The 23,023-nt window shown below is 71.3% G+C and carries 22 protein-coding genes; 7 read left to right on the top strand and 15 right to left on the bottom strand.

What is annotated here, in order from left to right; genetic code table 11:
- Nucleotides 1-38 precede the first annotated feature (38 nt).
- The 9 genes from ACYF6T_RS22475 to ACYF6T_RS22515 all read right to left on the bottom strand — a co-directional run bounded on the left by ACYF6T_RS22475 (nucleotide 39) and on the right by ACYF6T_RS22515 (nucleotide 9,950).
- Nucleotides 39-1,616 (bottom strand): glycoside hydrolase family 13 protein, encoded by a 1,578-nt coding sequence (locus tag ACYF6T_RS22475; protein ID WP_461698593.1) that lies wholly within the window; start codon nucleotides 1,614-1,616, stop codon nucleotides 39-41.
- A 30-nt stretch (nucleotides 1,617-1,646) separates the two neighbouring features.
- On the bottom strand, nucleotides 1,647-2,507 hold the full coding sequence (locus ACYF6T_RS22480; protein WP_461698594.1) for a carbohydrate ABC transporter permease: 861 nt from the start codon (nucleotides 2,505-2,507) through the stop codon (nucleotides 1,647-1,649).
- Nucleotides 2,504-3,460, bottom strand: coding sequence for a carbohydrate ABC transporter permease (locus ACYF6T_RS22485; protein ID WP_461698595.1), 957 nt, complete (start codon nucleotides 3,458-3,460; stop codon nucleotides 2,504-2,506). The genes ACYF6T_RS22480 and ACYF6T_RS22485 overlap by 4 nt, the downstream gene beginning before the upstream one ends.
- Before the next feature lie 5 nt (nucleotides 3,461-3,465).
- Nucleotides 3,466-4,815 (bottom strand): ABC transporter substrate-binding protein, encoded by a 1,350-nt coding sequence (locus ACYF6T_RS22490; protein WP_461698596.1) that lies wholly within the window; start codon nucleotides 4,813-4,815, stop codon nucleotides 3,466-3,468.
- A gap of 110 nt (nucleotides 4,816-4,925) precedes the next feature.
- Nucleotides 4,926-5,921: a LacI family DNA-binding transcriptional regulator gene (locus ACYF6T_RS22495; protein WP_461698597.1), complete on the bottom strand. Its 996-nt coding sequence runs from the start codon at nucleotides 5,919-5,921 to the stop codon at nucleotides 4,926-4,928.
- 63 nt (nucleotides 5,922-5,984) lie between these two features.
- A complete protein-coding gene (locus ACYF6T_RS22500) occupies nucleotides 5,985-6,800 on the bottom strand; it encodes an ABC transporter permease (RefSeq protein WP_461698598.1) in 816 nt (271 codons plus the stop codon).
- A 9-nt stretch (nucleotides 6,801-6,809) separates the two neighbouring features.
- Nucleotides 6,810-7,673, bottom strand: coding sequence for an ABC transporter permease (locus tag ACYF6T_RS22505; RefSeq protein WP_461698599.1), 864 nt, complete (start codon nucleotides 7,671-7,673; stop codon nucleotides 6,810-6,812).
- A gap of 2 nt (nucleotides 7,674-7,675) precedes the next feature.
- Nucleotides 7,676-8,893, bottom strand: coding sequence for an ABC transporter substrate-binding protein (locus ACYF6T_RS22510; protein WP_461698600.1), 1,218 nt, complete (start codon nucleotides 8,891-8,893; stop codon nucleotides 7,676-7,678).
- A 25-nt stretch (nucleotides 8,894-8,918) separates the two neighbouring features.
- Nucleotides 8,919-9,950 carry an ABC transporter ATP-binding protein gene (locus tag ACYF6T_RS22515; protein ID WP_461698601.1) on the bottom strand — a complete coding sequence of 344 codons (1,032 nt, stop codon included), beginning with the start codon at nucleotides 9,948-9,950 and terminating at the stop codon, nucleotides 8,919-8,921.
- Between the two features lie 104 nt (nucleotides 9,951-10,054).
- Here ACYF6T_RS22515 and ACYF6T_RS22520 point away from each other — a divergent pair, with 104 nt between their 5' ends.
- Both ACYF6T_RS22520 and ACYF6T_RS22525 read left to right on the top strand, forming a co-directional pair.
- A complete protein-coding gene (locus tag ACYF6T_RS22520) occupies nucleotides 10,055-10,801 on the top strand; it encodes a FadR/GntR family transcriptional regulator (protein ID WP_461698602.1) in 747 nt (248 codons plus the stop codon).
- A 36-nt stretch (nucleotides 10,802-10,837) separates the two neighbouring features.
- Nucleotides 10,838-11,620: a cache domain-containing protein gene (locus ACYF6T_RS22525; protein ID WP_461698603.1), complete on the top strand. Its 783-nt coding sequence runs from the start codon at nucleotides 10,838-10,840 to the stop codon at nucleotides 11,618-11,620.
- Nucleotides 11,621-11,723: 103 nt separating this feature from the next.
- On the opposite strand, the gene ACYF6T_RS22530 is transcribed toward ACYF6T_RS22525, so the two are convergent.
- On the bottom strand, nucleotides 11,724-12,386 hold the full coding sequence (locus ACYF6T_RS22530) for an MmyB family transcriptional regulator (RefSeq protein ID WP_461698604.1): 663 nt from the start codon (nucleotides 12,384-12,386) through the stop codon (nucleotides 11,724-11,726).
- Between the two features lie 224 nt (nucleotides 12,387-12,610).
- On the opposite strand from ACYF6T_RS22530, the gene ACYF6T_RS22535 reads away from it, so the two are divergent.
- Together ACYF6T_RS22535 and ACYF6T_RS22540 are read left to right on the top strand one after the other, a co-directional pair.
- On the top strand, nucleotides 12,611-13,258 hold the full coding sequence (locus ACYF6T_RS22535) for a helix-turn-helix domain-containing protein (RefSeq protein ID WP_461698605.1): 648 nt from the start codon (nucleotides 12,611-12,613) through the stop codon (nucleotides 13,256-13,258).
- 32 nt (nucleotides 13,259-13,290) lie between these two features.
- The gene (locus tag ACYF6T_RS22540; RefSeq protein WP_461698634.1) at nucleotides 13,291-13,854 is read left to right on the top strand and encodes a toxin-antitoxin system, toxin component; all 564 of its coding nucleotides are present in this window, start codon (nucleotides 13,291-13,293) and stop codon (nucleotides 13,852-13,854) included.
- A gap of 531 nt (nucleotides 13,855-14,385) precedes the next feature.
- On the opposite strand, the gene ACYF6T_RS22545 is transcribed toward ACYF6T_RS22540, so the two are convergent.
- On the bottom strand, nucleotides 14,386-15,408 hold the full coding sequence (locus ACYF6T_RS22545; protein ID WP_461698606.1) for an alpha/beta fold hydrolase: 1,023 nt from the start codon (nucleotides 15,406-15,408) through the stop codon (nucleotides 14,386-14,388).
- A 218-nt stretch (nucleotides 15,409-15,626) separates the two neighbouring features.
- Here ACYF6T_RS22545 and ACYF6T_RS22550 point away from each other — a divergent pair, with 218 nt between their 5' ends.
- Nucleotides 15,627-15,854 (top strand): hypothetical protein, encoded by a 228-nt coding sequence (locus ACYF6T_RS22550; protein WP_461698607.1) that lies wholly within the window; start codon nucleotides 15,627-15,629, stop codon nucleotides 15,852-15,854.
- Nucleotides 15,855-15,867: 13 nt separating this feature from the next.
- Here the strand turns inward: ACYF6T_RS22550 and ACYF6T_RS22555 are convergent, their stop codons facing one another.
- Both ACYF6T_RS22555 and ACYF6T_RS22560 read right to left on the bottom strand, forming a co-directional pair.
- Nucleotides 15,868-16,551, bottom strand: coding sequence for a 4'-phosphopantetheinyl transferase family protein (locus ACYF6T_RS22555; protein WP_461698608.1), 684 nt, complete (start codon nucleotides 16,549-16,551; stop codon nucleotides 15,868-15,870).
- Entirely contained in the window at nucleotides 16,548-17,408 is an 861-nt protein-coding gene (locus ACYF6T_RS22560) for a metallophosphoesterase family protein (protein ID WP_461698609.1), read from the bottom strand. Before ACYF6T_RS22560 ends, ACYF6T_RS22555 begins: the two co-directional genes overlap by 4 nt.
- Before the next feature lie 279 nt (nucleotides 17,409-17,687).
- Here ACYF6T_RS22560 and ACYF6T_RS22565 point away from each other — a divergent pair, with 279 nt between their 5' ends.
- Nucleotides 17,688-18,833 carry an ATP-grasp domain-containing protein gene (locus ACYF6T_RS22565; protein ID WP_461698610.1) on the top strand — a complete coding sequence of 382 codons (1,146 nt, stop codon included), beginning with the start codon at nucleotides 17,688-17,690 and terminating at the stop codon, nucleotides 18,831-18,833.
- A 142-nt stretch (nucleotides 18,834-18,975) separates the two neighbouring features.
- Complete coding sequence (locus ACYF6T_RS22570) at nucleotides 18,976-20,664, top strand: carbohydrate binding domain-containing protein (RefSeq protein ID WP_461698611.1); 1,689 nt, start codon at nucleotides 18,976-18,978, stop codon at nucleotides 20,662-20,664.
- Between the two features lie 3 nt (nucleotides 20,665-20,667).
- On the opposite strand, the gene ACYF6T_RS22575 is transcribed toward ACYF6T_RS22570, so the two are convergent.
- Together ACYF6T_RS22575 and ACYF6T_RS22580 are read right to left on the bottom strand one after the other, a co-directional pair.
- The gene (locus ACYF6T_RS22575) at nucleotides 20,668-21,516 is read right to left on the bottom strand and encodes a sulfotransferase family protein (RefSeq protein WP_461698612.1); all 849 of its coding nucleotides are present in this window, start codon (nucleotides 21,514-21,516) and stop codon (nucleotides 20,668-20,670) included.
- Between the two features lie 253 nt (nucleotides 21,517-21,769).
- Nucleotides 21,770-23,020 carry an alpha-L-fucosidase gene (locus tag ACYF6T_RS22580; RefSeq protein WP_461698613.1) on the bottom strand — a complete coding sequence of 417 codons (1,251 nt, stop codon included), beginning with the start codon at nucleotides 23,018-23,020 and terminating at the stop codon, nucleotides 21,770-21,772.
- Nucleotides 23,021-23,023: the final 3 nt, after the last annotated feature.

Genomic DNA, 23,023 nt, shown 5'->3' on the forward strand with positions numbered 1-23,023 from the left:
GCATGGGCTGATCCCTTCGGGTGGGGGTGGACGCGGCCCTAGGACCTGAGCCAGGCCGCGGTGTCCTTGGGGAGGCGGCCGTCGTCGTCCAACGGGCCGCTGGCGAGCAGGAGTCGGGTGGCGGCCGGCAGTTCGGCCGGGGTGTCGGCGAGGTTCACCACGCAGGTCGCGCCCTTGCCGCGGGTGAAGGCGAGGACGCCGTCGGGCGCGGGCAGCCAGGTCAGCGGGCCGTCGCCGAAGAGGGGGCGCAGGCCGATCGCGGTGCGGTAGAGGCTGAGCATGGAGGCGGGGTCGGCGGCCTGGCGGTCGGCGGCGTACGCGGGCCAGTCGGCGGGCTGGGGCAGCCAGGGCTCGCCGCCGAAGCCGGCGTGGGGCGCCCCGGCCGCCCACGGCAGCGGCACCCGGCAGCCGTCGCGTCCCGGGTCGGTGCCGCCGGAGCGGAAGTGCATCGGGTCGTCGATGCGGTCGCGCGGGATGTCGGCCTCGGGCAGGCCCAGTTCCTCGCCCTGGTAGACGTAGACGGAGCCGGGCAGGGCGAGGGAGAGCAGGGCGGCGGCCCGGGCGCGGCGGGTGCCGAGGGCGAGGTCGGTCGGGGTGCCGAAGGCCTTGGTGGCGAAGTCGAAGCCGGTGTCGGCGCGGCCGTAGCGGGTGACCGTGCGGGTGACGTCGTGGTTGCACAGCACCCAGGTGGCGGGGGCGCCGACGGGCGCGTGCTCGGCGAGCGTCTCGTCGATGGCCGCGCGCAGGCGGTCGGCCTGCCAGGGGCAGGTCATGAAGGAGAAGTTGAAGGCGGTGTGCAGTTCGTCGGGGCGCAGGTAGCGGGCGAAGCGTTCGCTGTCGGGGAGCCAGACCTCGCCGACGAAGACGCCGCCGTACTCGTCGGCGATCGCCCGCCAGGAGCGGTAGATGTCGTGCAGGTCGTCGCGGTCGACGTAAGGGTGCGGGTCGCGGTCGGCCACGAAGTCGGGCAGGCCGGGGTCCTTGGCGAGGAGGGCGGCCGAGTCGATGCGGACGCCGGCCACGCCCCGCTCGAACCAGAAGCGCAGGATGTCCTCGTGCTCCTGGCGGACGGCGGGGTGGGCCCAGTTGAGGTCGGGCTGCTCGGGTGCGAAGAGGTGGAGGTACCAGGAGCCGTCGGCCAGCCGGGTCCAGGCGGGGCCGCCGAACTCGGACTGCCAGTTGTTGGGCGGCAGTTCGCCCTGCCGGCCGCGTCCGGGGCGGAAGTGGAACAGTTCGCGTTCGGGGCCGCCGGCGCGCGCGGCGCGGAACCAGGGGTGCTGGTCGGAGACGTGGTTGGGGACGATGTCGACGATGGTGCGGATGCCGAGTTCGCGGGCCTCGGCGATGAGTTTCTCGGCCTCGGCGAGGGTGCCGAAGGCCGGGTCGATGGCGCGGTAGTCGGCGACGTCGTAGCCGCCGTCCTTCATCGGCGAGAGGTACCAGGGCGTGAACCACAGGGCGTCGACGCCGAGTTCGGCGAGGTACGGCAGCCGGGAGCGGACGCCGGCGAGGTCGCCGGTGCCGTCGCCGTCGGCGTCGGCGAAGCTGCGGACGTAGACCTGGTAGATGACGGCGGAGCGCCACCACTCCTCGGGGGCATGGCGGGGCTGTCCCACGGTGCGTGCCTTTCTGTCGGAGGGAGGGCGTCAGCCCTTGGTGCTGCCCGCGCTGATCCCGGCGATGATGTGCCGCTGGAAGACCAGGAACAGCGCCACCATCGGGATGCTGGCGATCACCATCGCGGCGATGAGCACGGTGAGCTGGATGTTCTGCGACAACTGCACGAGTGCCACGCTGATGGGCTGTTTGTCGGTGTCGGAGAAGACCATCAGCGGCCACAGGAAGTCCTGCCACACGGCGACCAGGGCGAAGATCGACACCACCCCGAGGACCGGTCGTGACATGGGCAGCACGATCGACCACAGGGTGCGCAGCCTCCCGGCGCCGTCGATCTCGGCGGCCTCCAGCACATCGCGCGGGATCTGGTCGAAGAACCGCTTGAGCAGGTAGAGGTTGAAGGCGTTGGCGACGGCCGGCAGCCAGATGGCCAGGGGGTCGTTGAGCAGACCCAGGTCCGCCACGGTCAGGTACTTCGGTACGACGAGGGCCTGGGCCGGGACCATGAGCGTGGCGAGGATCCCGCCGAGGATCACCTTGCCGAAGACGGGCCGGAGCTTGGACAGGGCGTAGGCGGCGGCCGTGCAGAGCACCAGTTGGAAGAACCAGGCGCCGGCCGCCTGGACGACGGTGTTCCACAGGTGCTGCGGGAGCTGCATGAGGTCCCAGGCGTCGGTGTAGCCGTCGAGGTGCCAGTGGTGCGGGACGAGGGTGGGCGGGGTGCGGGCCACCTCGTCCGGGGACTTCATGGCGCCGGTCGCCATCCAGTAGACGGGGAAGAGGAAGGCGAGGGCGAACAGCAGGACGACGCCGGTGAAGACGCTCCAGTAGACGGCCTTGCCGCGCGGGCGGGCCAGGGTGGCCGGGGAGACGAGGGTCCGGGTGCTCACGCGTCCTCCTCACCGGAGCGGGTCAGGCGCAGGTAGCCGGCGGAGAAGACGCCCAGCAGCACCAGGAGCATGACGCTGAGCGCGCAGGCGCCGCCGAAGTCGTTGTAGAGGAAGGCGTACTTGTAGATCAGGTAGAGGACGGTGACCGTGGCGTTCTCGGGGCCGCCGCCGGTGATCACGAACGGTTCGGTGAACACCTGCATGGTGGCGATGATCTGAAGGAGCATCAGCATCAGGATGACGAACCGCGTCTGCGGGATCGTCACGTGCCGGACGCGCTGGAGCAGGCCCGCGCCGTCGAGTTCGGCGGCCTCGTACAGTTCGCCGGGGATGGACTGCAGGGCGGCCAGGTAGATCAGGACGGTGCCGCCCATGTTGGCCCAGGTGGCGACGATGACCAGGGAGACCAGGGCGGTGTCGGCGCCGTTGGACCAGTTCGAGGTGGGCAGGTGCAGGAAGCGCAGCGCCTCGTTGGCGAGGCCGGCTCCGGGGTCGTAGAACCACTTCCACAGCAGGGCGCTGACCACCGGCGGGATCATCACCGGCAGGTAGACGACCACCCGGAAGAACGCCTTGGCGTGCCTCAACTCGTTGAGGACCAGGGCCAGTACGAAGGGGACCGCGAAACCGAGGAGCAGCGCGAGCAGGGTGAAGGTGAGCGTGTTGCGCCAGGCGGCGGTGAACTCGGGGTCGTGCCAGACGCGGGTGAAGTTGGCGGTGCCGACCCATTCGGGCGAGGAGCCCGGCGTGTACTTCTGGAAGGCGATCACGACGGCGCGGATCGCCGGGTACCAGGAGAACAGGGCGAAGCAGACGAGGCCGCCGACGAGGAAGGCGTAGGCGCGGGCCTGGTCGGCGAGGCGGCGCCGCCTCCGGTCCCCTGCCGGGGGCGGCGCCGGGACCGGGAAGAGGGCGGCCGTGTCGGCCGGCCGCCGCTCGGCCGTCTTGGTCATGGTGGTCAACTCCGCGCCAGGATGCCGTCGATCTTGCCGGAGGCGTCCTTGAGGAGCTGGTCGATGTCGGCGTCCTTCTTGGTGAGGACGGCGGAGACGGCGCCGTCGAGGACGGAGTAGATCTGCTGGGCGTCCGGCGGCTCGATCTTCATCTCCAGCCGCTGGTTGCCGTCGAGGAACGCCTGGTAGTTCTCCACCGGCACGTTGGCGTTGGCCTTCTTGACCTGCTGGTCCTTGGCGTCGGCGGCGCCGGTGAACAGGCGCGGCTCGGGCAGGCCGACGGGCGCGTTCGCCTTCTTGGCCCGGGCGTAGTCGCCGAGGAAGCCCTGGCCGGGGGTGAGGAACATGTGGTCGAGCCACTTCAGGCCGGCGCGGATCTGGGCGGGCGTGTCGTGCTTGTTGAACATGTAGCCGTCGCCGCCGATGAGGGTGCCCTTGCCGCCGGGCATCGGGGCGAGGGCGAGGTCCTTGTAGTTGCCGCCCTTCTCCTTGACCAGGATCGGGATGTTGTCCGGCGCGGAGAGGTACATGCCGAGCTTGCCCGAACCCATCATCTGCTGTACGTCGTTGATGACGAGGAGCTGCTTGCTGCCCATCGAGTTGTCGCTCCAGCGCATGTCGTGCAGGTTCTGCAGGACGGCGTGGCCCTCGGGGGTGTCGATGGTGGCCTTCTTGCCGTCAGGGCTGACGACGTCACCGCCCTGGGAGTACAGCTCGGCGGTGAAGTGCCAGCCGCCCTGGTTCTGGGCGCTGTAGTCGGCGTAGCCGACGGTGCCGTTGCCGAGGGCCGCGATCTTCTTGGCGTCGGCGCGCACCTCCTCCCAGGTGGCCGGTGGCTTGTCGGGGTCGAGGCCGGCCTTCTCGAAGAGCTTGCGGTTGTAGATCAGGCCCATCGAGTAGCCGGTGCGCGGGATGCCGTAGATCTTGCCGTCGACGGTGTAGATGTCCCGCAGCTGCTTCTGCAGGGTGCCGTAGCTCTTCAACTCCTTGACGTACGGCGTGAGATCGGCGGCCTGACGGACGTCGACGACGTGCTTGGCGTCGGTGAAGTACGTGTAGAAGACGTCCTCCATCTGGCCGCCGGCGAGCTTCGCGTCGAAGGTCTTGGGGTCCTGGCAGGGGAAGGCGTCGTGGGCGACGACGTCGATGTCCGGGTGCTGCTTCTCGAAGGAGGCGACGTCCTCCTCGAAGAACTTCCGGTCGACCTTGGCGCTCTTGGGCGGCTCGCAGTTGACCGTGATGCGTGTCTTGCCGCTCGCGGAGTCGTCGCCGTTCGAGCCGCAGGCCGAGGCGGCCAGGGCGAGGGAACAGACGCTGAGCGCGGCGAACGTACGGCGGAACCCGGTGCGTGTCATCGGTGGACCCCTCGTGGCAGGAGCGGTGGGCGCCGCACACTCAAGCACCGCCGACAACTCTTCGCAAGATGTCGCGCGTAATCTGTAATTATTCGACAGAGGAGTGGATCTCAGTGACGAGGGGCCTGGGCGGTGGAGCCGCGGACCACCAGCTCGGGCTCGAACAGCAGCTCGTCGGGGGCCACGGAGGTGCCGCTGATCTGCGCGTTCAGCAGCTCGACGGCGGCCCGGCCCATGGCCTCGATGGGCTGGCGGACGGTGGTCAGCGGGGGTTCGGTGCAGTTCATGAAGGCGGAGTCGTCGTAGCCGACGACCGAGACCTCGGCGGGGATGTCGAGGCCCTTGCGGCGGGCGGCCCGGATCGCGCCCAGGGCGAGCGGGTCGCTGGCGCAGATGACGCCCGTGACGCCCCGGTCGATGAGCCGGGAGGCCGCCGCGTGGCCGCCCTCGATGGAGAACATGGCCCGGGCGACGTGCTCGTCGGGCAGGTCACCCAGGGCGCGCGCGGCGGCCAGTTTGCGCGCCGACGGCATGTGGTCCTGCGGCCCCAGCACCAGGCCGATGCGCTCGTGCCCGAGCGAGGCCAGGTGCCGCCAGGCCTGCTCCACGGCCACCGCGTCGTCGCAGGAGACGCCCGGAAAACCGAGGTCGTCGATGGAGGCGTTGACCAGCACGACCGGGATGTTGCGCTCGGCGAGCCGCCGGTAGTGCTCGTGCGGGGCGTCGGCCTGGGCGTACAGGCCGCCGGCGAAGACCACGCCGGAGACCTGCTGTTGCAGGAGCAGGTCCACGTAGTCGGCCTCCGAGACGCCGCCCTTGGTCTGCGTGCACAGCACGGGGGTGAGGCCGAGCTGGGCCAGGGCGCCGCCGATGACCTCGGCGAACGCCGGGAAGATCGGGTTCTGCAGCTCGGGCAGGACCAGGCCCACCAGCCGGGCGCGTTCGCCGCGCAGCTGGGTGGGCCGCTCGTAGCCGAGCACGTCCAGGGCGCTCAGCACCGCCTGCCGGGTGGCCTCGGAGACCCCGGGCTTGCCGTTGAGCACCCGGCTGACCGTGGCCTCGCTGACCCCGACCTTCTTCGCCACCTCGGCAAGTCGTCGCGTCATGCGCGCAAGAATAGCGCAAGAAACGCAAGCGGCTTGCGTATACGTGACAGCCGTTGCCGGACGCTACACGCGGCTTCCCGTCGCCGTGTCCGCCGACAGACGCTGGGCGACGTAGATGGGGATCACGGACAGCAGCACCAGGACGGCCGCCACGACGTTCACCACCGGCGCCTGCTGCGGGCGGGTCATGTTGTCGAAGATCCAGATCGGGAGGGTCTCGACACCGGGCCCGGCGGTGAACGTCGTCACCACGATCTCGTCGAAGGACAGGGCGAAGGCGAGCAGTCCCCCGGCCAGCAGCGCCGAGCGCACCAGCGGGAAGGTGACGTCGGCGAAGGCGCGGAAGGTGTCGGCGCCCAGGTCCATCGCCGCCTCCTCGTAGGAGCCGGCGGTGCGCCGCAGCCGCGCGACCACGTTGTTGAAGACGACGACGATGCAGAAGGTGGCGTGTCCGACGACCACGGTGAACAGGCCGAGTCCCACGCCGAGGGGTGCGAGGACCGTGCCGAACGCCGAGTTGAGCGCGATGCCCGTGACGATGCCGGGCAGCGCGATCGGCAGCACCACCACGAAGGACAGGGCGTCGCGGCCGAAGAAGCGGTGCCGGGCGACGGCGAAGGCGATCAGCGTGCCGAGGACCAGGGCGATCGCCGTGGCGCCCAGCCCCGCCTTCACCGAGGTCCACAGGGCGCTGCGGGCACCGGAGTCGTCCCAGGCGACGGACCACCAGTGCAGGGTGAGCCCGGGCGGCGGCCAGCTCGCGCTGCGGTCGGGGTTGAGGGAGTTGACGAGGACCAGCAGCAACGGCACGTAGATCACGGCGAAGCCGAGCCCGGCGGCGACGCGCAGGGCGACGCGGGCGGAGCGGGAGAGTTGCACGGCGGGCTCCTAGAGGCTGCTCAGGGCGCCCGTGCGGCGCATCGCCAGCAGGTACAGCACGATGACGACGACCGGGACCGTGCCGAGGGCGGCGGCCATGGGCAGGTTGAGTTCGATGTTGGAGTAGACGAGGTTGCCGATCAGCTGCGTCTTGCCGCCCACGATCTGCACCGTGATGTAGTCGCCGAGGCTGAGCGAGAAGGTGAAGACCGACCCGGCGGCCACCGAGGGCAGCACCATCGGCAGCACGACCGAGCGGAAGGTCCGCCAGGACCGGGCGCCCAGGTCCGCCGAGGCGTCGAGCAGGCCGGCGGGGAGCTGCACGAGCGCGGTGTGGATCGGCAGGATCATGTACGGCAGCCAGAGGTACGTCAGCGTCAGCGTGGCCGCCGGCAGACCGAAGCCCGGGCCGCTCAGCCCCAGCGGCTTCAGCATCCAGTCGGCGAGGCCGCCCTGGGACAGGATCAGCCGCCAGGCGTACACCTTGACCAGGTAACTCGCCCACAGCGGGGTGAGGATGGCGACCACGAGCAGCGGGCGCCACCGGGGGTGGGCGATGCGGGCGGTGTAGAGGGCGAGCGGGAAGGCGATCACCACGCACAGGAGGGTGACCGCCAGGGCCACGCCGACGCTGCGCAGGATCACCTCCCGGTAGACCGGCGTGGTCAGCAGCTCGTGGAAGTTGTCGGCCGACCAGACCTTGACCACCTCGGAGGTGAAGGAGTCCGTCGTCCAGAACGCCGAGACGAACAGCACGCCGAGCGAGCCGAGATAGAGCACCGCCAGCCACAGCAGCGGCGCGGTCAGCAGCAGGGACAGCCTGAGGCGGGGGCGGCGGTGCAGCGCCCCCGCGGTCCGCGTCAGCACGCTCACGCTCAGCCCTTGATCTCGGTCCAGGCCTGCACCCACTTGGCGTACGGCACGCACTTGACGTCGGTGCGGCCGTCCAGGCACTGCTCGATGGGCGTGTTCCAGAAGGCGATGTTCTTCCAGTAGCCCTCGTCTGCGGCGTGGTAGGTCGTGCAGAAGTTCTTGTCGCTGGTCTCCTCGCACGCCTTGGAGTTGGCGGGGGCCTCGCCGAAGTACTCGGCGACCTGGGCGTTGACCTTCGGCGAGATGATCCAGTTCATCCAGCGGTAGGCGCAGTTGGGGTGCTTGGCCTTGGCGTAGAGCATCCAGGTGTCGGACCAGCCGGTCGACCCCTCCTTGGGCACGAAGGCCCTGACCTTGGCTCCCTCGTCGGCGGCGAGGTTGGCGATGACCTGCCAGGTGGTGCCGATCACGGAGTCGCCGCTCTTGAACGCGGAGATCTCCTTGAGGTAGTCGCTCCAGTACTCGCCGATGCTCGCGTTCTGCTTCTTCAGCAGGGCGACGGCCGCGTCGAACTGCTTCTGGTCGAGCGCGTAGGGGTCCTTGATCTTCAACTCGGGCCTGGTGGCCTTCAGATACAGCGCGGCGTCGGCGATGTAGATCGGCGAGTCGTACGCGGTGACGTGGCCCTTGTACCGGGCCGCGTCGTCGAAGACCGCGGACCAGGAGGTCGGGGCGGGGCTGACCTTCTGCGTGTTGTACATCAGCAGGTTGGCGCCGCGGCCGTGCGGGATGCCGTACATCCGGCCCTTGACGGAGTTCCAGGCGCCGTTCTTCAGGCCGCTGAAGACGTCCTGGTAGTTCGGTACGAGCTTGGTGTTGACGGGGGCCGCGTCGCCGGAGGCGATCAGGCGCAGGGAGGCGTCGCCGGAGGCGGAGACGGCGTCGTACTCGCCGGTCTTCATCAGCTTGACCATCTCGTCGGAGCTGGCGGCGACCTTGGAGTTGACCTTGCAGCCGGTCTGCTTCTCGAAGTCGGTGACCCAGTCGACCTTGGGGTCGTTGGAGCCGTTCTCGACGTAGCCGGCCCAGGCGACGAGGTTGACCTGGCCCTCGGAGGCGCCGAGCTTCGACTGGGCCTTGAGGTCCGGGGGGTTGAGGCCGGTGGAGGACGAACTGCCGGAGGAGCCGCAGGCGGTGGCGGCGAGCAGGACCGCGGCGGTGGCCAGCGCTCCCGCGGCGCGCGGGAGGAGGGGGGCTCTGAGGGCGGAGGTGAGGCGCACGACGTTCTCCATACGTTCGTCGGGATCAGTCGGGGACGTGGACGGTGTGGCGGCGCTGCCACTCCAGGCGCACCCGGGTGCCGCGGTAGGCGGCGACGTCCTCGGCGGAGGTTTCGAGGTTCTGCTGGAGCGCGGTGAGCCGGCCGCCGGCGTCCAGGTCGACCAGGAAGCGGGTGGTGTCGCCGAGGTAGACGACCTCGGCGACGGTGCCGACGGCGGTGGCGTGCCCGGGCGCCTCCACGCCGGCGGACTCCTTCAGCACGCGGATCTTCTCGGGGCGGATGCTGTACGTGCCCGGGGTGCCGACGACGCGCTGGGCGGCCTCGCCTTCGAGGAGGTTGGAGGTGCCGACGAAGGACGCGACGAAACCGGTGGCGGGGCGTTCGTAGATCTCGGCGGGGGTGCCGACCTGTTCGATGCGGCCCTGGTGGAAGACGGCGATGCGGTCGCTCATCGTCAGGGCCTCCTCCTGGTCGTGGGTGACGAAGACGAAGGTGATGCCCACCTCCCGTTGCAGGGCCTTGAGTTCGACCTGCATCTGCTCGCGCAGTTTGAGGTCGAGGGCGCCGAGGGGTTCGTCGAGCAGGAGCACGCCGGGGCGGCCGACGAGGGCGCGGGCGAGGGCGACGCGCTGGCGCTGGCCGCCGGAGAGCTGGGCCGGGCGGCGCCGGCCGAAGCCGTCGAGGCGGACCTCGTCGAGGGCCTTGCGGGCGCGCACCAGCCGCTCGGCCCTGGGCACCTTGCGGATCTTGAGGGGGTAGGCGACGTTCTGCTCGACGGTCATGTGCGGGAAGAGGGCGTAGTCCTGGAAGACGGTGTGCACGTCCCGCTCGAAGGGCGCGAGGCGGGTGACGTCCCGGCCCGCGAGCTCGATCCGGCCGGCGGTGGGCGTCTCGAACCCGGCGATCATGCGCAGGACCGTGGTCTTGCCCGATCCGGAGGGGCCGAGCATCGAGAAGAACTCCCCGTCCCGGATCTCCAGGTCGACCCCGGCCACCGCGGTCGTCTCCCCGAACGACTTGCGCAGATCCCGCAGCCGGATCGCAATCCCCTCCATGGGCGGGAACCTTTCTGGCGTCCTCGTACGTTGTACGGAAACATATGAAGTCATAGTTCAAAGCTCAAGGCCCCCTTAGGGTAAAGCTTGAGTCAACGCACAAGGTGGTGGCCGTGAAGCAATCGACTGAGGGCGGCGCGCGCAGAGCCGTCTTCGCGCCGGTCGAGGGCCGGGCGCGCGTCGAGGCCGTGGTCCGGCGGCTCGGTGACGCCATCGAGCTCGGCCTGCTCGCCGACGGTGAGCAACTGCCCGGCGAGAGCGAGCTGGCCGGGCAGCTCGGCGTGTCCACGGTGACCCTGCGGGAGGCGCTGATGGCGCTGCGCCAGCAGGGGCTGGTCACCACCCGCCGGGGCCGCGGCGGCGGCTCCTTCGTCTCCCTGCCCGAACTCCCCGGCGACGAGCGCCTCAGGGTCCGGCTGCGCGGCTGGAGCACCGAGGAACTGCGCGACCTCGGCGACCACTGGGCCGCCCTGTCGGGTACGGCGGCCCGGCTCGCCGCGGAGCGCACCGAGCCCGACGACCTCGGACAACTACGGCGTACGGCAGAGGAGTTGGCGCTGGCCGAGGACGCGGCGGCGCGCAGTCGCGTGTACGGCCGCTTCCACGTGGAGCTGGCCGCCGCCGCGCAGTCGGCCCGGCTGACCCGGGAGCAGGTGGCCCTGCAGACCGAGGTGGGGGCGCTGCTGTGCCTTGTGCTCGGGGACGACGAATATCGTGAAGAGGTCTCCGAGCGACTCCGAAACGTAATCTCCGCGGTGCAAGATGGCTCCCACGAATCGGCCAGGGAGCTGGCCGAGCGGTGCGTACGGCAGTCCACGGCGCGGCTGATCGCCCTGCGGCTGTCCCTGTAGGCGCACCGCGTCCGGTCCCGTCCGCTGGAGGGCGCGATGAGCAGCAGCCCCGGCCTCGTGGCCACGGCGGCCACGACGCTCGACGCGTGTGCCGAGGAGCAGGTGGCGGCGCGGGTCGGCGGCGCGCTGGAGGCGGTGTTCGACGCCGTCGCCGAGACCCGCGCCGACACGACGGCGCTGCTGGCCCGGGTGGCCGCGCAGGGCCGCCGCCCCGCCACCGCCGACCTCGCGGCGCTGCGCCCCGGCCTCCATCTGCGCCTGGCGCGGCAGGAGTTGGTCTCCGGCGTCGGCTTCGTGGCCGCGCCCGGACTGCTGGGCGACGTACCGGCCTGGCTGGAGTGGTGGCAGACGAGCGCCGAGGGCGACGTACGACCGCTGCTGCTGGACCTGGACCCGGCGCAGTCGGCGTACTCGGACTACACGCACTGGGACTGGTTCGCGCTGCCCCGCGACACCGGCCACCGGGCCGTGGCGGGACCCTACGTCGACTACCTCTGCTCCGACGAGTACAGCCTCACGCTGTCCGCGCCGGTCGAGGTGGCGGGCCGGTTCGCGGGAGTGGCCGCGGCCGACGTCTACCTGCGGCACTTCGAGGCGGCCGTCCTGCCGCTGCTGCGGCGGCTGCCGGGGGCGGCGTACCTGGTCAACGCGCGTGGGCGGGTGGCGGCCTCCGCGGACCCGGCGCACCTCGCCGGGTCGCTCACCAAGGGGCCGGACTTCGCCGCCGTACTGGAGCGGGGGCAGCCGGCCCGCTTCGGGGGGCTGCGCCTGGTGCCGTGCGGGGGCGTGCCGCTCGTCCTGGTGGTCGCGGCGGGCTGACGTCGGGGCGTGCTGACGTCGGAGCGTGTTGACGTCGGAGCGTGTTGACGTCGGAGCGTGCTGACAAGGCGCCGTCGGCGACCTGAACGCCGACGGTGCCCGGTCAGACCTCTGGGGACGGCACCACCCTCAGGTGGGCGGCGGCCGGACGGGGCGCGCGGGTGCGGGGCCGCTCGCGGCGCGTCGCGCGCAGCACCAGCGTCAGCCGCGTGCAGCCGATCTCGCGCAGCGTGCGCGGCGTCTCCTCCACGACCCGGCAGTCGGTGGCGCCCCAGCGCGGATCGGGGTGGAACAGGGGCCGTACGGCGCCGTCGTGCTCGACGGCCTGTTCGCCGACCGCGCGCATCCAGTGCGGCAGGCCCTGCCGGTAGGCGGCCTCCATGAGGGGGTCCTGGGCGATCTCGCGGCGGATGGCCTGCAGTCCGTGGTCGTGGCCGTGGCGCTCGACGGCGGCGGAGAAGTGCGCCAGCATCGGCAGGCACCAGCTGGACTCGTGCTCGCCGAGGACCGTGGCCGCGTCCGGGTGGAAGAGGACGAAGCGGAGGAAGTTGTCGCCCGGCATGGCCGTCGGGTGGGGGCCCACCTCGCGGAAAAGTGACGCGAAAGCGCTGTTGCTGAGAAGTACGTCCCAGCGGTGGTCCACGACGAGCGACGGGAAGGGCACCGCGTCCATGAGGGCGGCGTAGTCCTGCAGATAGGCCTGGGCCTCGGGACTGACGGGGACGGGCTGCGGCACCGACCGCTGCCCACCTGCCTGATATGCCATCGGGAGGTCACCCCTCTTGCCTCTGCGGCCTTCACGCGGCGCCCTTGATCCTGCGGCCCCGACTCGAGCGGTGTCAACTATCGTGGCATTTCGTGCCTGTTGACGGCTGAAATAGGCCACAGTTGTGGCGAGACCTGGATGTGAGTTCGAACCAGCGGGTACTCTCCGTCAGGTTCACGGCAACCGCTTGTGAGAAGCCTGTGAGAAACGTAGGAGATCTGTCGGTGACGGATGGCTTCGAGAGTCCGGGCACCACGACGACCGCTGCGCTGCCGTCCGTCGTCGCTCGCGTCGCCGCGCTCGCCGACCGGCTCGGCGTGCCCCACACGCAGGTCTTCGACACCGGCCGCCTGTCCGTCGCCTCCGGCGTGCCCGAACCCGTGGTCAAGGCGCTGCTCGGCGGGCGCCCGGCGGGCGAACCCGATGTGCAGGCGCGGTTCCTGCAGCGGCTGGACCTGCTGCGCCGCACCCGGCTGAAGCCCAACGGCCGCCGGTACACGCAGCAGGAGATCGCCGACGGCGCGGGCATGTCCCGGCAGCAGGCCGGCGCGCTCATCAACGGCGACCGGCGGCCCACGATGGAGCACTGCGACGCCCTCCAGCGCTTCTTCCGCGTGCACGCCGGGTTCCTCACCGCCGAGGATCCGGAGGCTCTCGCGGGGGCCCTGCAGAGCACCGAACAGGAACTGCTGCAGAAGCTCGCCGAGCGGGAGGCGGCGGCCGCCGAGGACCCGCTGGAGCGGCTGCTGCAGGACCACGGGGTGCGCGGGATCGCCTGGCGGGCCGCACAGCTGCCCACCGACCAGCACCGGGACAAGGTCGCGGAGTGGCTGGACATGCTCCTGGAGAGCGTGAAGCGGCCCGAGTCGTGAGCCTGGGGAGAACTGTGGGCATCGGTAGGGAAATGCGCCGCCTGTGCGGCGAGTTGGTCGGGGAGCTGACGCTTGCCGCACCGGCGCGGCCGGTGGAGCTGTACGGCGCGCTGTGCGACGGCATGAGCAGACGCCGTGGCCGTCCCGTCCACTTCCGTACGGCCGCCTTCCCGACCGGCACGGCGAGCGGGCTGTGGCTCGACATGACCGACCAGGACCTGGTCGTGATCGAGGAACGCACCGCGCCCGACCACCAGTTGGTGATCCTCGGCCACGAGCTGTGGCACATGCAGGCCGGGCACCGCGGCCATCACGTCGAGGGCGCGGAGGTGGCGGCCCGGCTGCTGGGCGCCGAGTCCGACGAGGCCGGCGAGGCCGCCCTGCGCGCCGCCGTACGCACGGTCGCCGCGCGCAGCCGCTTCGACCTGGCCGACGAGAAGGAGGCCGAGACGTTCGGCCTCCTCCTGGCCAGCAAGTGCCGCACCTGGCTGACGGGTTCCTCCCCGCGCGGCCCGGTACAACGCGACCACCTGGCCGGCCGCATCGGCGCCTCCCTGGGCTACCTGGGCTCGGACCGAGGCCCATTGGGCCGCTGAGGCGGATACGGGAACGCAACACGAAGCACACCGGACCACTGACGCGGGCGCGGGCGGCGCCACGCGTAGGGGCGCATCCCCCACGAGGACCCGCCGGCGCGGGCTCAGGACACGGGCGCACCGCGGGTGCGGCCCCCCGACGAACCGCCGGCACGGGCTCAGACCGCGAAACCGAGGTTGACGCAGGACGCAGGCCCGCGGCCAGTCGATGGACCCAACCCAGGCCGCGACACAAGCCCTGACGCAGGACGCAAACCCGCCACCAGACGCCGGCCCGAGCCCGGAACGCAATACGGGCCCTGACGCGGGACACAGCCCCCGACGAACCGCCGGCGCGAGCTCAGACCGCGAAACCGGCGTGGACGCAGGACGCAGGCCCGCGGCCAGTCGATGGACCCAGCCCAGGGCGCGACACAGGCGCTGACGCAGGACGCAAGCCCGCCACCAGACGCCGGCCCGAGCCCGGGGCCCTGACGCGGGATGCAGGCCCCCGGCGAACCGCCGGCGTGGGCTCAGGCATAGTGCCGGTGTTCAGGTGGCGCTGCGTTCGCTGGCCTCTCTGAAGGTTCGTTCCCGGGCGCGGCCGTGGGTCGTGGTCGGGCGGCCCTCGACCAGGAGGTCGCGCCAGCGCTCCCGGCTCCAGTCCGCGGGGGCGGTCGTGGCCGTGAAGTCCTCGATCAGGGAGACGAAACGGGCCGGGTCGGTGTGGAAGGGGAAGTGGCCCGCGCCCTCGAAGATCTCCAGCCGGCTGCCGGGCATCGCCTCGTGCGCACCGTACGCGTGCCGCACCGGCACCACGCTGTCCCGGTCGCCCCACAGCAGCATGGTCGGCATGCCCTCGGTCAGATAGCACCGGTCCAGCATGGTGACGACCTGTCCGCGCCAGTCGACCACGGCCCGCAGCGTGCGGATGAAGGCGTTGCGGGAGGTCTCGTCCGGCAACGCGTCGACCAGGGTGAGCAGTTCGGGCGCGTCCTGGCCCAGGTCGGTGTCCAGCAGCCGCATCAGCCGCGCCGCCAGCCCCACCTGCAACCGCATCCCCGGCAGTCGCAGCGCCGACAGCAGCAGATGGGCCCCGGGCAGCGAGACCAGCCGCAGCACGGGGTTGACCTCGCGGCCCACCCCGCCGGCGCTGACCAGGACCAGCCGCTCGGTGCGCTCGGGGAACTGGTAGGCGAACTGCATCGCCACGCCCCCGCCCAGCGAGTGCCCGACCAGGGTCGCCGACTCGATGCCGAGCGTGGTCAGCAGATCCCGCAGGCCGTTGGCGTACGCGGCCACCGAGTAGTCCGCGCGGGGCTTGTCGGAGGGGCCGTGGCCGAGCAGGTCGGGGGCGATGACGGTGTGCGTGCGGGCGAGGTCGGGGATCAGCTCGGCCCAGGTGGCCGAGGAGTCGCCGATGCCGTGGACGAGCACCAGCGCCGGACCCTCGCCGGCCATCCGGAAGGCCCGCCGGTAGCCGTGCACGAGACGGTGACGGACCCGCAGTTCCGCGTCGCCCACCGGCCGCAGCCGAACCGTCCGCGACGGGCGCGGTCGTGGGGCGTCGGCCATGTCACCTCCCCGGTCCGTGGCCGCGAGGACAGCGGCCGCGATGCCTTCCCTCCAGCGTAGAACTCCTTTCCCACCTGCGGTTTCGAGAAGGTTTCGGCGCCGCTACACGGACGCGCCGCACCGCGTCCGAGGCCGATTGTCAGTGGCGGGCGGCAAGCTGGAGTCGCACACCCGCGTGCGCGCGGGAGACCGATGACGCCGACCCGGGAGAGCCGACGATGCCCACAGCCGTACTGACCGACCGCGAGCGCACCGCCGTCCAGGCCTACCTGCGCCTGCTGCACACCGTGCGAGCCGCCTTCGACGGTCCGCCCGGTTCCGGCCGACCACCCGTCGTACCGCCCGCCGTGCTCGCCGAGGCGGAACAGGCGCTGGCGGACGCGGGACTGACGGGCAACGAGGAGGCGTTCTTCCGGCTGCTGCAGAACTGGTGCCCGCAGCCGTGACGCCGGACACCGCTCAGGCGGTGTGCGGCACGGTGACCGCGGTCGCCACCAGCCCCCGCCGGACGGTCCAGCGGCCGTCGAAGTGCCCGATCCGCCGGCCGCCGACCACCGGGCCGGGGACGAGGAGTTCGGCGCGGAAACCGCCCTGCGGCCGGCTGCCGGGATCGCCGAAGACGTCGATGTCGGCCTCGCTGAAGTCGAGCCACTGCCCGGTGAGGGGGAACCACGCCTTGTAGACGGACTCCTTGGCGCTGAACAGCAGCCGGTCCCAGTGCACCGACGGCCGCTCGGCGGCGAGCCGGCGCAGCCGGGCCGCCTCGGCGGGCAGCGCCACGGCGTCCAGCACGCCCTCGGGCAGCGGCTGGTGGGGTTCGGCGTCGATCCCGAGGGAGGCCAGGTCGGTGGCGCGGACCAGGACGGCCGCGCAGTAGCCCTCGCAGTGGGTCATGCTGCCGGCCAGGCCGGGCGGCCAGCCGGGGGCGCCGCGTTCACCGGGCAGCAGCGGCTGCGGCGGGACACCGAGCTTCTCCATCGCGCGCCGGGCGCAGGAGCGCACCAGGGCGAACTCGCGGCGGCGCTTGGCGACGGCCTGCGCGACGACGGCCTCCTCCTCGGGATACAGCGGCGCGGGCTCGCTCCCGTCGTCGCCGTGCACCTCCACGGCGACGACCTCCTCCGGCAGCAGCTCCTCGATCACGCGGCTCCCTCCTGTGTCGGCAGGATGCGGCGCAGCCTCCCCGGCGGCTGCGACCGCTTGCTCCACTCGCGGGGGTAGCCGACGGACACCTCTTCGAAGCGGACGCCCTCGTGGAAGGTGGTCCGCGGGATGTGCAAGTGGCCGTAGACCATGGTCTGGACGCGGAAGCGGCGGTGCCAGTCGGCGGTCAGCGAGGTGCCGCACCACATGGCGAACTCCGGGTGCCACAGGATGTCGGTCGGGTGCCGGTCCAGCGGGTAGTGGTTGACGAGCACCGTGGGCAGGTCGCCGGGGAGCGCGGCGAGCCTGCGCTCGGTCTCGGCGACCCGGGCCCGGCACCAGGCCTCGCGGCTGGGGTAGGGGTCGGGGTGCAGCAGGTACTCGTCGTTGCACACGATCCCGGTGCCGTGCGCGTGGTCCAGGCCCTGGGCCTTGGTGACGCTGCCGGCGGGCAGCCACGAGTAGTCGTACAGCAGGAACAGCGGGGCGACGGCGACCGGGCCGCCGGGGCCCTGCCACACCGGGTAGTCGTCCTCCGGTGTGATGACGCCGAGTTCGCGGCACAGGGCGACCAGGTGCTCGTAGCGGGCCACGCCGCGTACGGTGACGGGGTCCCTGGGGTGGGTCCACAGCTCGTGGTTGCCTGGCGCCCAGATCACCTTGGCGAAGCGGCCGGCGAGGGTCTTCAGGGCCCAGCGGATGTCGGCGGTCAGCTCGCCGACGTCGCCGGCGACCAGCAGCCAGTCGTCGTCCGTGCCCGGGCGCATCGCCTCGACCAGGGCGCGGTTCTCGGCGTACCCGATGTGCAGGTCGCTGATGGCCAGCAGCTGTCCGGCACCACCGGCCGTCGATGTCACGTCCCGCCCCTCCGTCCACCTGCCCGCACGCACCCGCAGAGCACCACGAGAACACATTCGCGGCGCCCGTACAAGGCGGCTTGACACCGGCCGGAGCCGGCGTGCTCGTCCAATCCGTAACACGTACGTTGCACGCGCGGGCCCCGCGAAGCCGTATGATCGCCCCAACACCACCGCCACGAACTTCCCTTACTCAGGGGCGGTTTGGTGACCCTCCAAACACCCTGCCCGGGCACGGGCCGCTCCGCCCTGCCCGCACGACCATGAAAGGCGGCCTGCATGCTCTCTCGCGTACGCGTCTGGCTCAACCGCACGTACGCGGAGAACGTGTTCTTCATGGATCAGCTGCGCAGAAATCCGAGTGATCGCGCGGTCGAGATCCACGCCACGCACGGGGATCCCGACTCCCCCGTGCTGGCCGCCGCCGACACCGCCGACCTGGAGCCCGAGGGGCTGTCCCCGGCCGCGTACGTGGAGTACGCCCTCGACCAGTGCGCCCGGCGTGACATCGACGTGTTCGTGCCCCGGCTGCACCAGTCGGCGATCGTGGCCCACCGCGCGGAGTTCGAGGCCGTCGGCACGGCGCTGCTGGCGCCGCCGCCGGAGGCGGTGGCCGTGTTCGAGGACAAGGTGATCGCCTACGAGGCCGTGCAGGCGATCGGGGTGCCGGTGCCGCCGTGGTGGCGGGTGCGGTCGGCGGCCGAACTGGTCGCGGCCGTCGACGAGTTGGAGGCGGCCGGACACCGGGCGTGCTTCAAGCCGGCGTCGGGTGCGGGCGGGGTGGGCTTCCGCGTCGTCACGCGCGCCCCGTTCTCGATGATGCACCTCACCGGATTCCCCACGCCGTACGTGCCGCTCGATCTGGTGGTCGACGCGCTGGAGCGGGCCGAGGAGCCGGTGGACTGGCTGGTGATGCCGCGCCTCGAACAGCCGGAGGTGTCGGTGGACTGCCTCACCGGGCCCGACAACCGCGTCCGGCTGGCGGTGGGCCGCACCAAGAACGGCCGCCGGCGCGGGTTCACGCTGCACGAGCAGTGGCTGGAGCCGGCCCGGCGGATCGTGGAGGGCTTCGGGCTGCACTACCTCTCCAACGTCCAGTTCCGGATGTTCGGCGACCGCCCGGTGCTCATGGACGTCAACACCCGCCCGGCGGGCGGTCTGCACCAGCTCTCCCTGTGCGGCGTCAACGCCCCGTGGGCGGCGGTGCAGCTGGCGCTCGGCGAGGACCCAGGCGAGATGGTCCCGCCGTTCCTGGGCCAGGACTACACGGTGGTCTCGGGCCCGCGCCCGCTGCGCCCGGTCTCCCTGCCCCACCAGCGCGCGGAGGAGCCCGAGCCCCTGCTGCCCGCGGTGCCCGCCCAGACCGCCGAGCCGGTCGAGGCGACCCCCGCCGAGACGGGGACCCGGGCGATCGCGCCGGCCTGATCCGGCCCCTCGCCTCCCTACCGGTCTGGACCAATTGTGGTGCGACATCTTGACACCACGATTGGTCCATACCAACTTTGTTGCGCAGCCTCTGCACAGCCCTGCACTCCCGAACCCCCCCATTACTTCTGGGAGATCGCACATGCGCAACACACTCGGGCGTCACAGACGTCGGCTTCTCGCTCTGCTCGGCTCCGCCGCCCTCGCGCTCGCCGGAGCCATCGCCCTGCCCGGTACGGCCCAAGCGGCCAACATCCTGACCAACCCCGGCTTCGAGTCGGGCAGCCTCTCCCCCTGGACGTGTACCGGCAACCTCGGTTCGGTCGTCTCCTCCCCCGTGCACGGCGGCTCCAAGGCCCTGCAGGGCGCCGTGAGCGACAGCGACAACGCCCAGTGCACGCAGACCGTGTCCGTGCAGCCCAACACGACCTACAGCCTGACCGGTTGGGTGCGCGGCAGCTACGTGTACCTGGGCGTCAGCGGCGGCGCCTCGACGTGGACGACGTCCCCGTCGGCGTACAGCCAGCTGTCGGTGTCGTTCACGACCGGGGCGTCCCAGACCAGCGCGACCATCTACGTCCACGGCTGGTACGCCCAGGGCACCTACTACGCCGACGACATCAGCCTGGACGGCCCCGGCGGCGGTGGCGGCACCTCCGACACCCAGGCGCCGACCGCGCCGACGGGACTGACCTCCACCGGCAAGACCTCCTCCAGCGTGTCGCTGTCGTGGGGTGCCTCCTCGGACAACGTGGGCGTGACGGCGTACGACGTCTACAGCGGCTCGAACAACGTGCTGAGCGTGTCGGGCACCAGCGCCACGGTCAGCGGGCTGTCGCCCAGCACCGCGTACACCTTCACCGTCAAGGCGCGGGACGCGGCGGGGAACACCTCCGCGGCCTCCAACTCCGTGACGGTGACGACGAACGCGGGCAGCGGCGGCGGTACGTCGTTCAAGCAGGCGGCGCCTTACCTGTACGAGGGCTGGGGTGACCCGCCGAGCCCGAGCACGGTGATGAGCGCGACCGGCATCAAGTGGTTCACGATGGCCTTCGTGCTGGACTCCGGTGGCTGCACCCCGGCCTGGGACGGCAGCCGGCCGCTGACCGGGGGCGTCGACCAGAGCGCCATCAACCAGATCCGGTCGGCCGGCGGTGACATCGTGCCGTCGTTCGGCGGCTGGCAGGGCAGCAAGCTGGGCGCCAACTGCTCCTCCGCCAGTGCGCTGGCCGGCGCGCTGCAGAAGGTGATCGACGCCTACTCGCTCAAGGCGATCGACATGGACATCGAGAACACGGACGAGTTCGAGAACGAGGCCGTGCAGGCGAAGATCCTGACCGCGCTGAAGACGGTCAAGGCCAACAACCCCGGCCTGAAGACCATCGTCACCTTCGGCACCTCGACCACCGGTCCGACCTACTACGGCAACCGGCTCATCGAGCAGGCGCAGTCGCTCGGCGCGAACATCGACGTCTTCACGATCATGCCGTTCGACTTCGGCGGCGGCTCCGACATGTACGGCAACACCGTGAACGCCGCCGAAGGGCTCAAGGCCAAGCTGAAGTCGACCTTCGGGTGGGACGACGCCACCGCCTACTCCCACATCGGCATCTCCGGGATGAACGGCCTGTCCGACCAGCAGGAGAACACCACTCCGGCGATCTGGACCCAGATCAAGGACTGGGCCAACAGCCACCACATCGCGCGGCTCGCCTTCTGGGCGGTCAACCGCGACCGGCCGTGCGCGGGCGGCGGCGTGGTGAGCAACTGCTCCGGCATCAGCCAGAACAACTGGCAGTTCACCTCGATCACGGCCGGCTTCACCGGCTGAGGGTCACGACGAGGGGCGTGGGGGTGCCTGCACCGGGTACCCCCACGCCTTCGCGATCTCGGCGAGCCGCGGCGGGAGTCCGGCGGTGGGGTCGGCCTGCCGGGCGGCCTGGATACGGCCGGACTTGATCTCCTTGCTCCAGTCGCCGAGCTTCGGCTTGAAGGTGCCGTGGTCCTGCTTGCCGTAGTCGAGCATGGCGGGCTCCCACTCGACACCGAGGAAGTCGCACAGGGCGCGCGTGACCGCTTCCGGGTCCGCGGTCAGGTCCTCGTACGTGACCACGTGGGCCTGCGGCAGGCCGAGCCGGGCCTCTTCCAGCTTCTCGGTGTAGCGCGAGACCTCGGCGAGGATCGCCTCGTGGTCGGGGTCCTTGCGCCGGCTGGTGAGCGAGCTGATCACCGCGCCCGGGTGGCGCAGCAGCAGGATGTAGCGGGCGTCCGGCCAACATCGGTGCAGCCGCGGCCAGATGAGGGTGTTGGGCGGGGTCTTGTCGACGATGACGTCCTTGCCGCTGCGGCCGAGTTCGAGGTGCAGGACCCGGTCCCACAGGATGTGTTCCAGCTCGGTCTTGTCGAGCTCCAGCGCCTTCATGGCGTCCGCGGTGAAGGTGCGGGAGAGGTGGACGTGCAGGGTGCGCAGATGCATCTCGTGCGGGGCGCGGATCCGGCTGTGGCTGTTGAGCAGCACCCGCAGCAGGGTCGAACCGGAGCGCACGGAGGACAGCACGAACACCGGCGAGTCCACCAGGCGCGGGGCGGGCGGCGCCTCGTACGACGACGGCCTGGCGGTGCGGGGCGACGGCACGGCGTTCAGGTTCGGGGTGCGGCGCGGCGGGCTGATCGCCTCCGCCACGAGCCTCCCCCGCCGCCTGAGTCCCTTTCGTATCGCGGATATACGCCGGTCGCGCACGTTGACACCTTTCTCTCGCCGTTCGGCCGCATCCCAGAGGCGACAGGCGAACACCAGGTGTCCGGCAGGCGAACGCCCCTGGCCGCGGCGGCCGGGAAAGGGGCCGTGACCAGGGGACTTACCTCTCTCTTAATTGTTGATGGGAATCCTTACCCAGAGTGACCCGAGGGACCCGGAGGGCCCTGCGTCGCCGGGGTCAGAACCGGCCGGATCCCCGGTACAGCTCCAGCTCGCCGTCCAACTCGACGGCCAGGACGGTGGCGTACGGGTCGAGGTCCGCCGTGGCCGGCGGGTCGATCCACAGCACGCCGACCGCCTCGTGCAGGCCGCCGACCACCCGGTGGCCGAGTTCCGTGCCGGTGCCGAGCACGGTGACCTTGCGGACCGCGGTCGCCAGGCCCCGTACGCCGATCTCCGCGCGCGGGACGTCGAACAGGGTGAGGTAGAGCGTGCGCCGGTCGGCGGAGAGGGTGCTGGGCCCGTAGTGGTGCCCGGCCGGCAGACCGCGCACGGTCCCGTACACGGCCGGGGCGTGCCGGCGGATCCACTCCCCCAGCCCTTCCAGGCGCTCGACCTGCGGCTGCGGGATCGTGCCGTCCTCCATGGGACCGACGTCGAGCAGCAGGTTGCCGCCTCCGCCGACGGTCTCGGTGAAGTAGCGGATCAGCTGGGCCAGGGACTTGTGGTTGTGGTCGTGGTGCTGGTAGCCCCAGGAGTCGTTGATCGTCAGGCACAGCTCCCAGGGGCCGTCCGGCGGCACGATGGGGGCGCCCTGCTCGGGCGTGGCGTAGTCGCCCTCACTGAGCATGCGGGCGTTGAAGACCACGTCGGGCACGTGGGAGCGGATGAGCGCGGCCAGTTCGGGGATGCGCCACTGCTCCTCGCTGCGGTCCCACTCGCCGTCGAACCACATCAGGTCCGGCCGGTAGCGGGAGGCCAGCTCCGTGATCTGGCCGTCCCGGTAGGCGATGAACCGCTCCCAGGCCCGAAGGTCCTCGTCCTCGGCGGCCACCTCCGAGTAGCGGTTGTCCGCCAGCTCCGGCGGACGGCCCGGCTTGCGCGTGGAGGCGTAGTCGGGGTGGTTCCAGTCGGAGTGGGAGTAGTACAGGCCGACCTTCAGGCCCTTCTCGCGCAGCGCCTCGGCGTAGGGGCCGATGTAGTCCCTGCCCAGGTTGAGGTCGCCGTAGGCGGTGTCCCACAGCGCCACGCCGTCGTGGTGACGGCTCGTCAGGACGGCGTACCGGGCACCGGCGCGGGCGAACAGCTCCGCCCACGCCTTCGGGTCGTAGCGGGCGCCGGTGAACCGCCTGAGCTGGGACATGTACTGGTCGTGCGGCACGACGTCGTCGTAGAACGACCAGGACTCCTGCACGCCGTCGACGGCGTAGATGCCCCAGTGCACGAAGATCCCCAACTTGGCGTCGGTGAACCAGGGTTGCATGGCCATGCG

It is taken from the genome of Streptomyces sp. 7R007 (genome assembly GCF_054850255.1).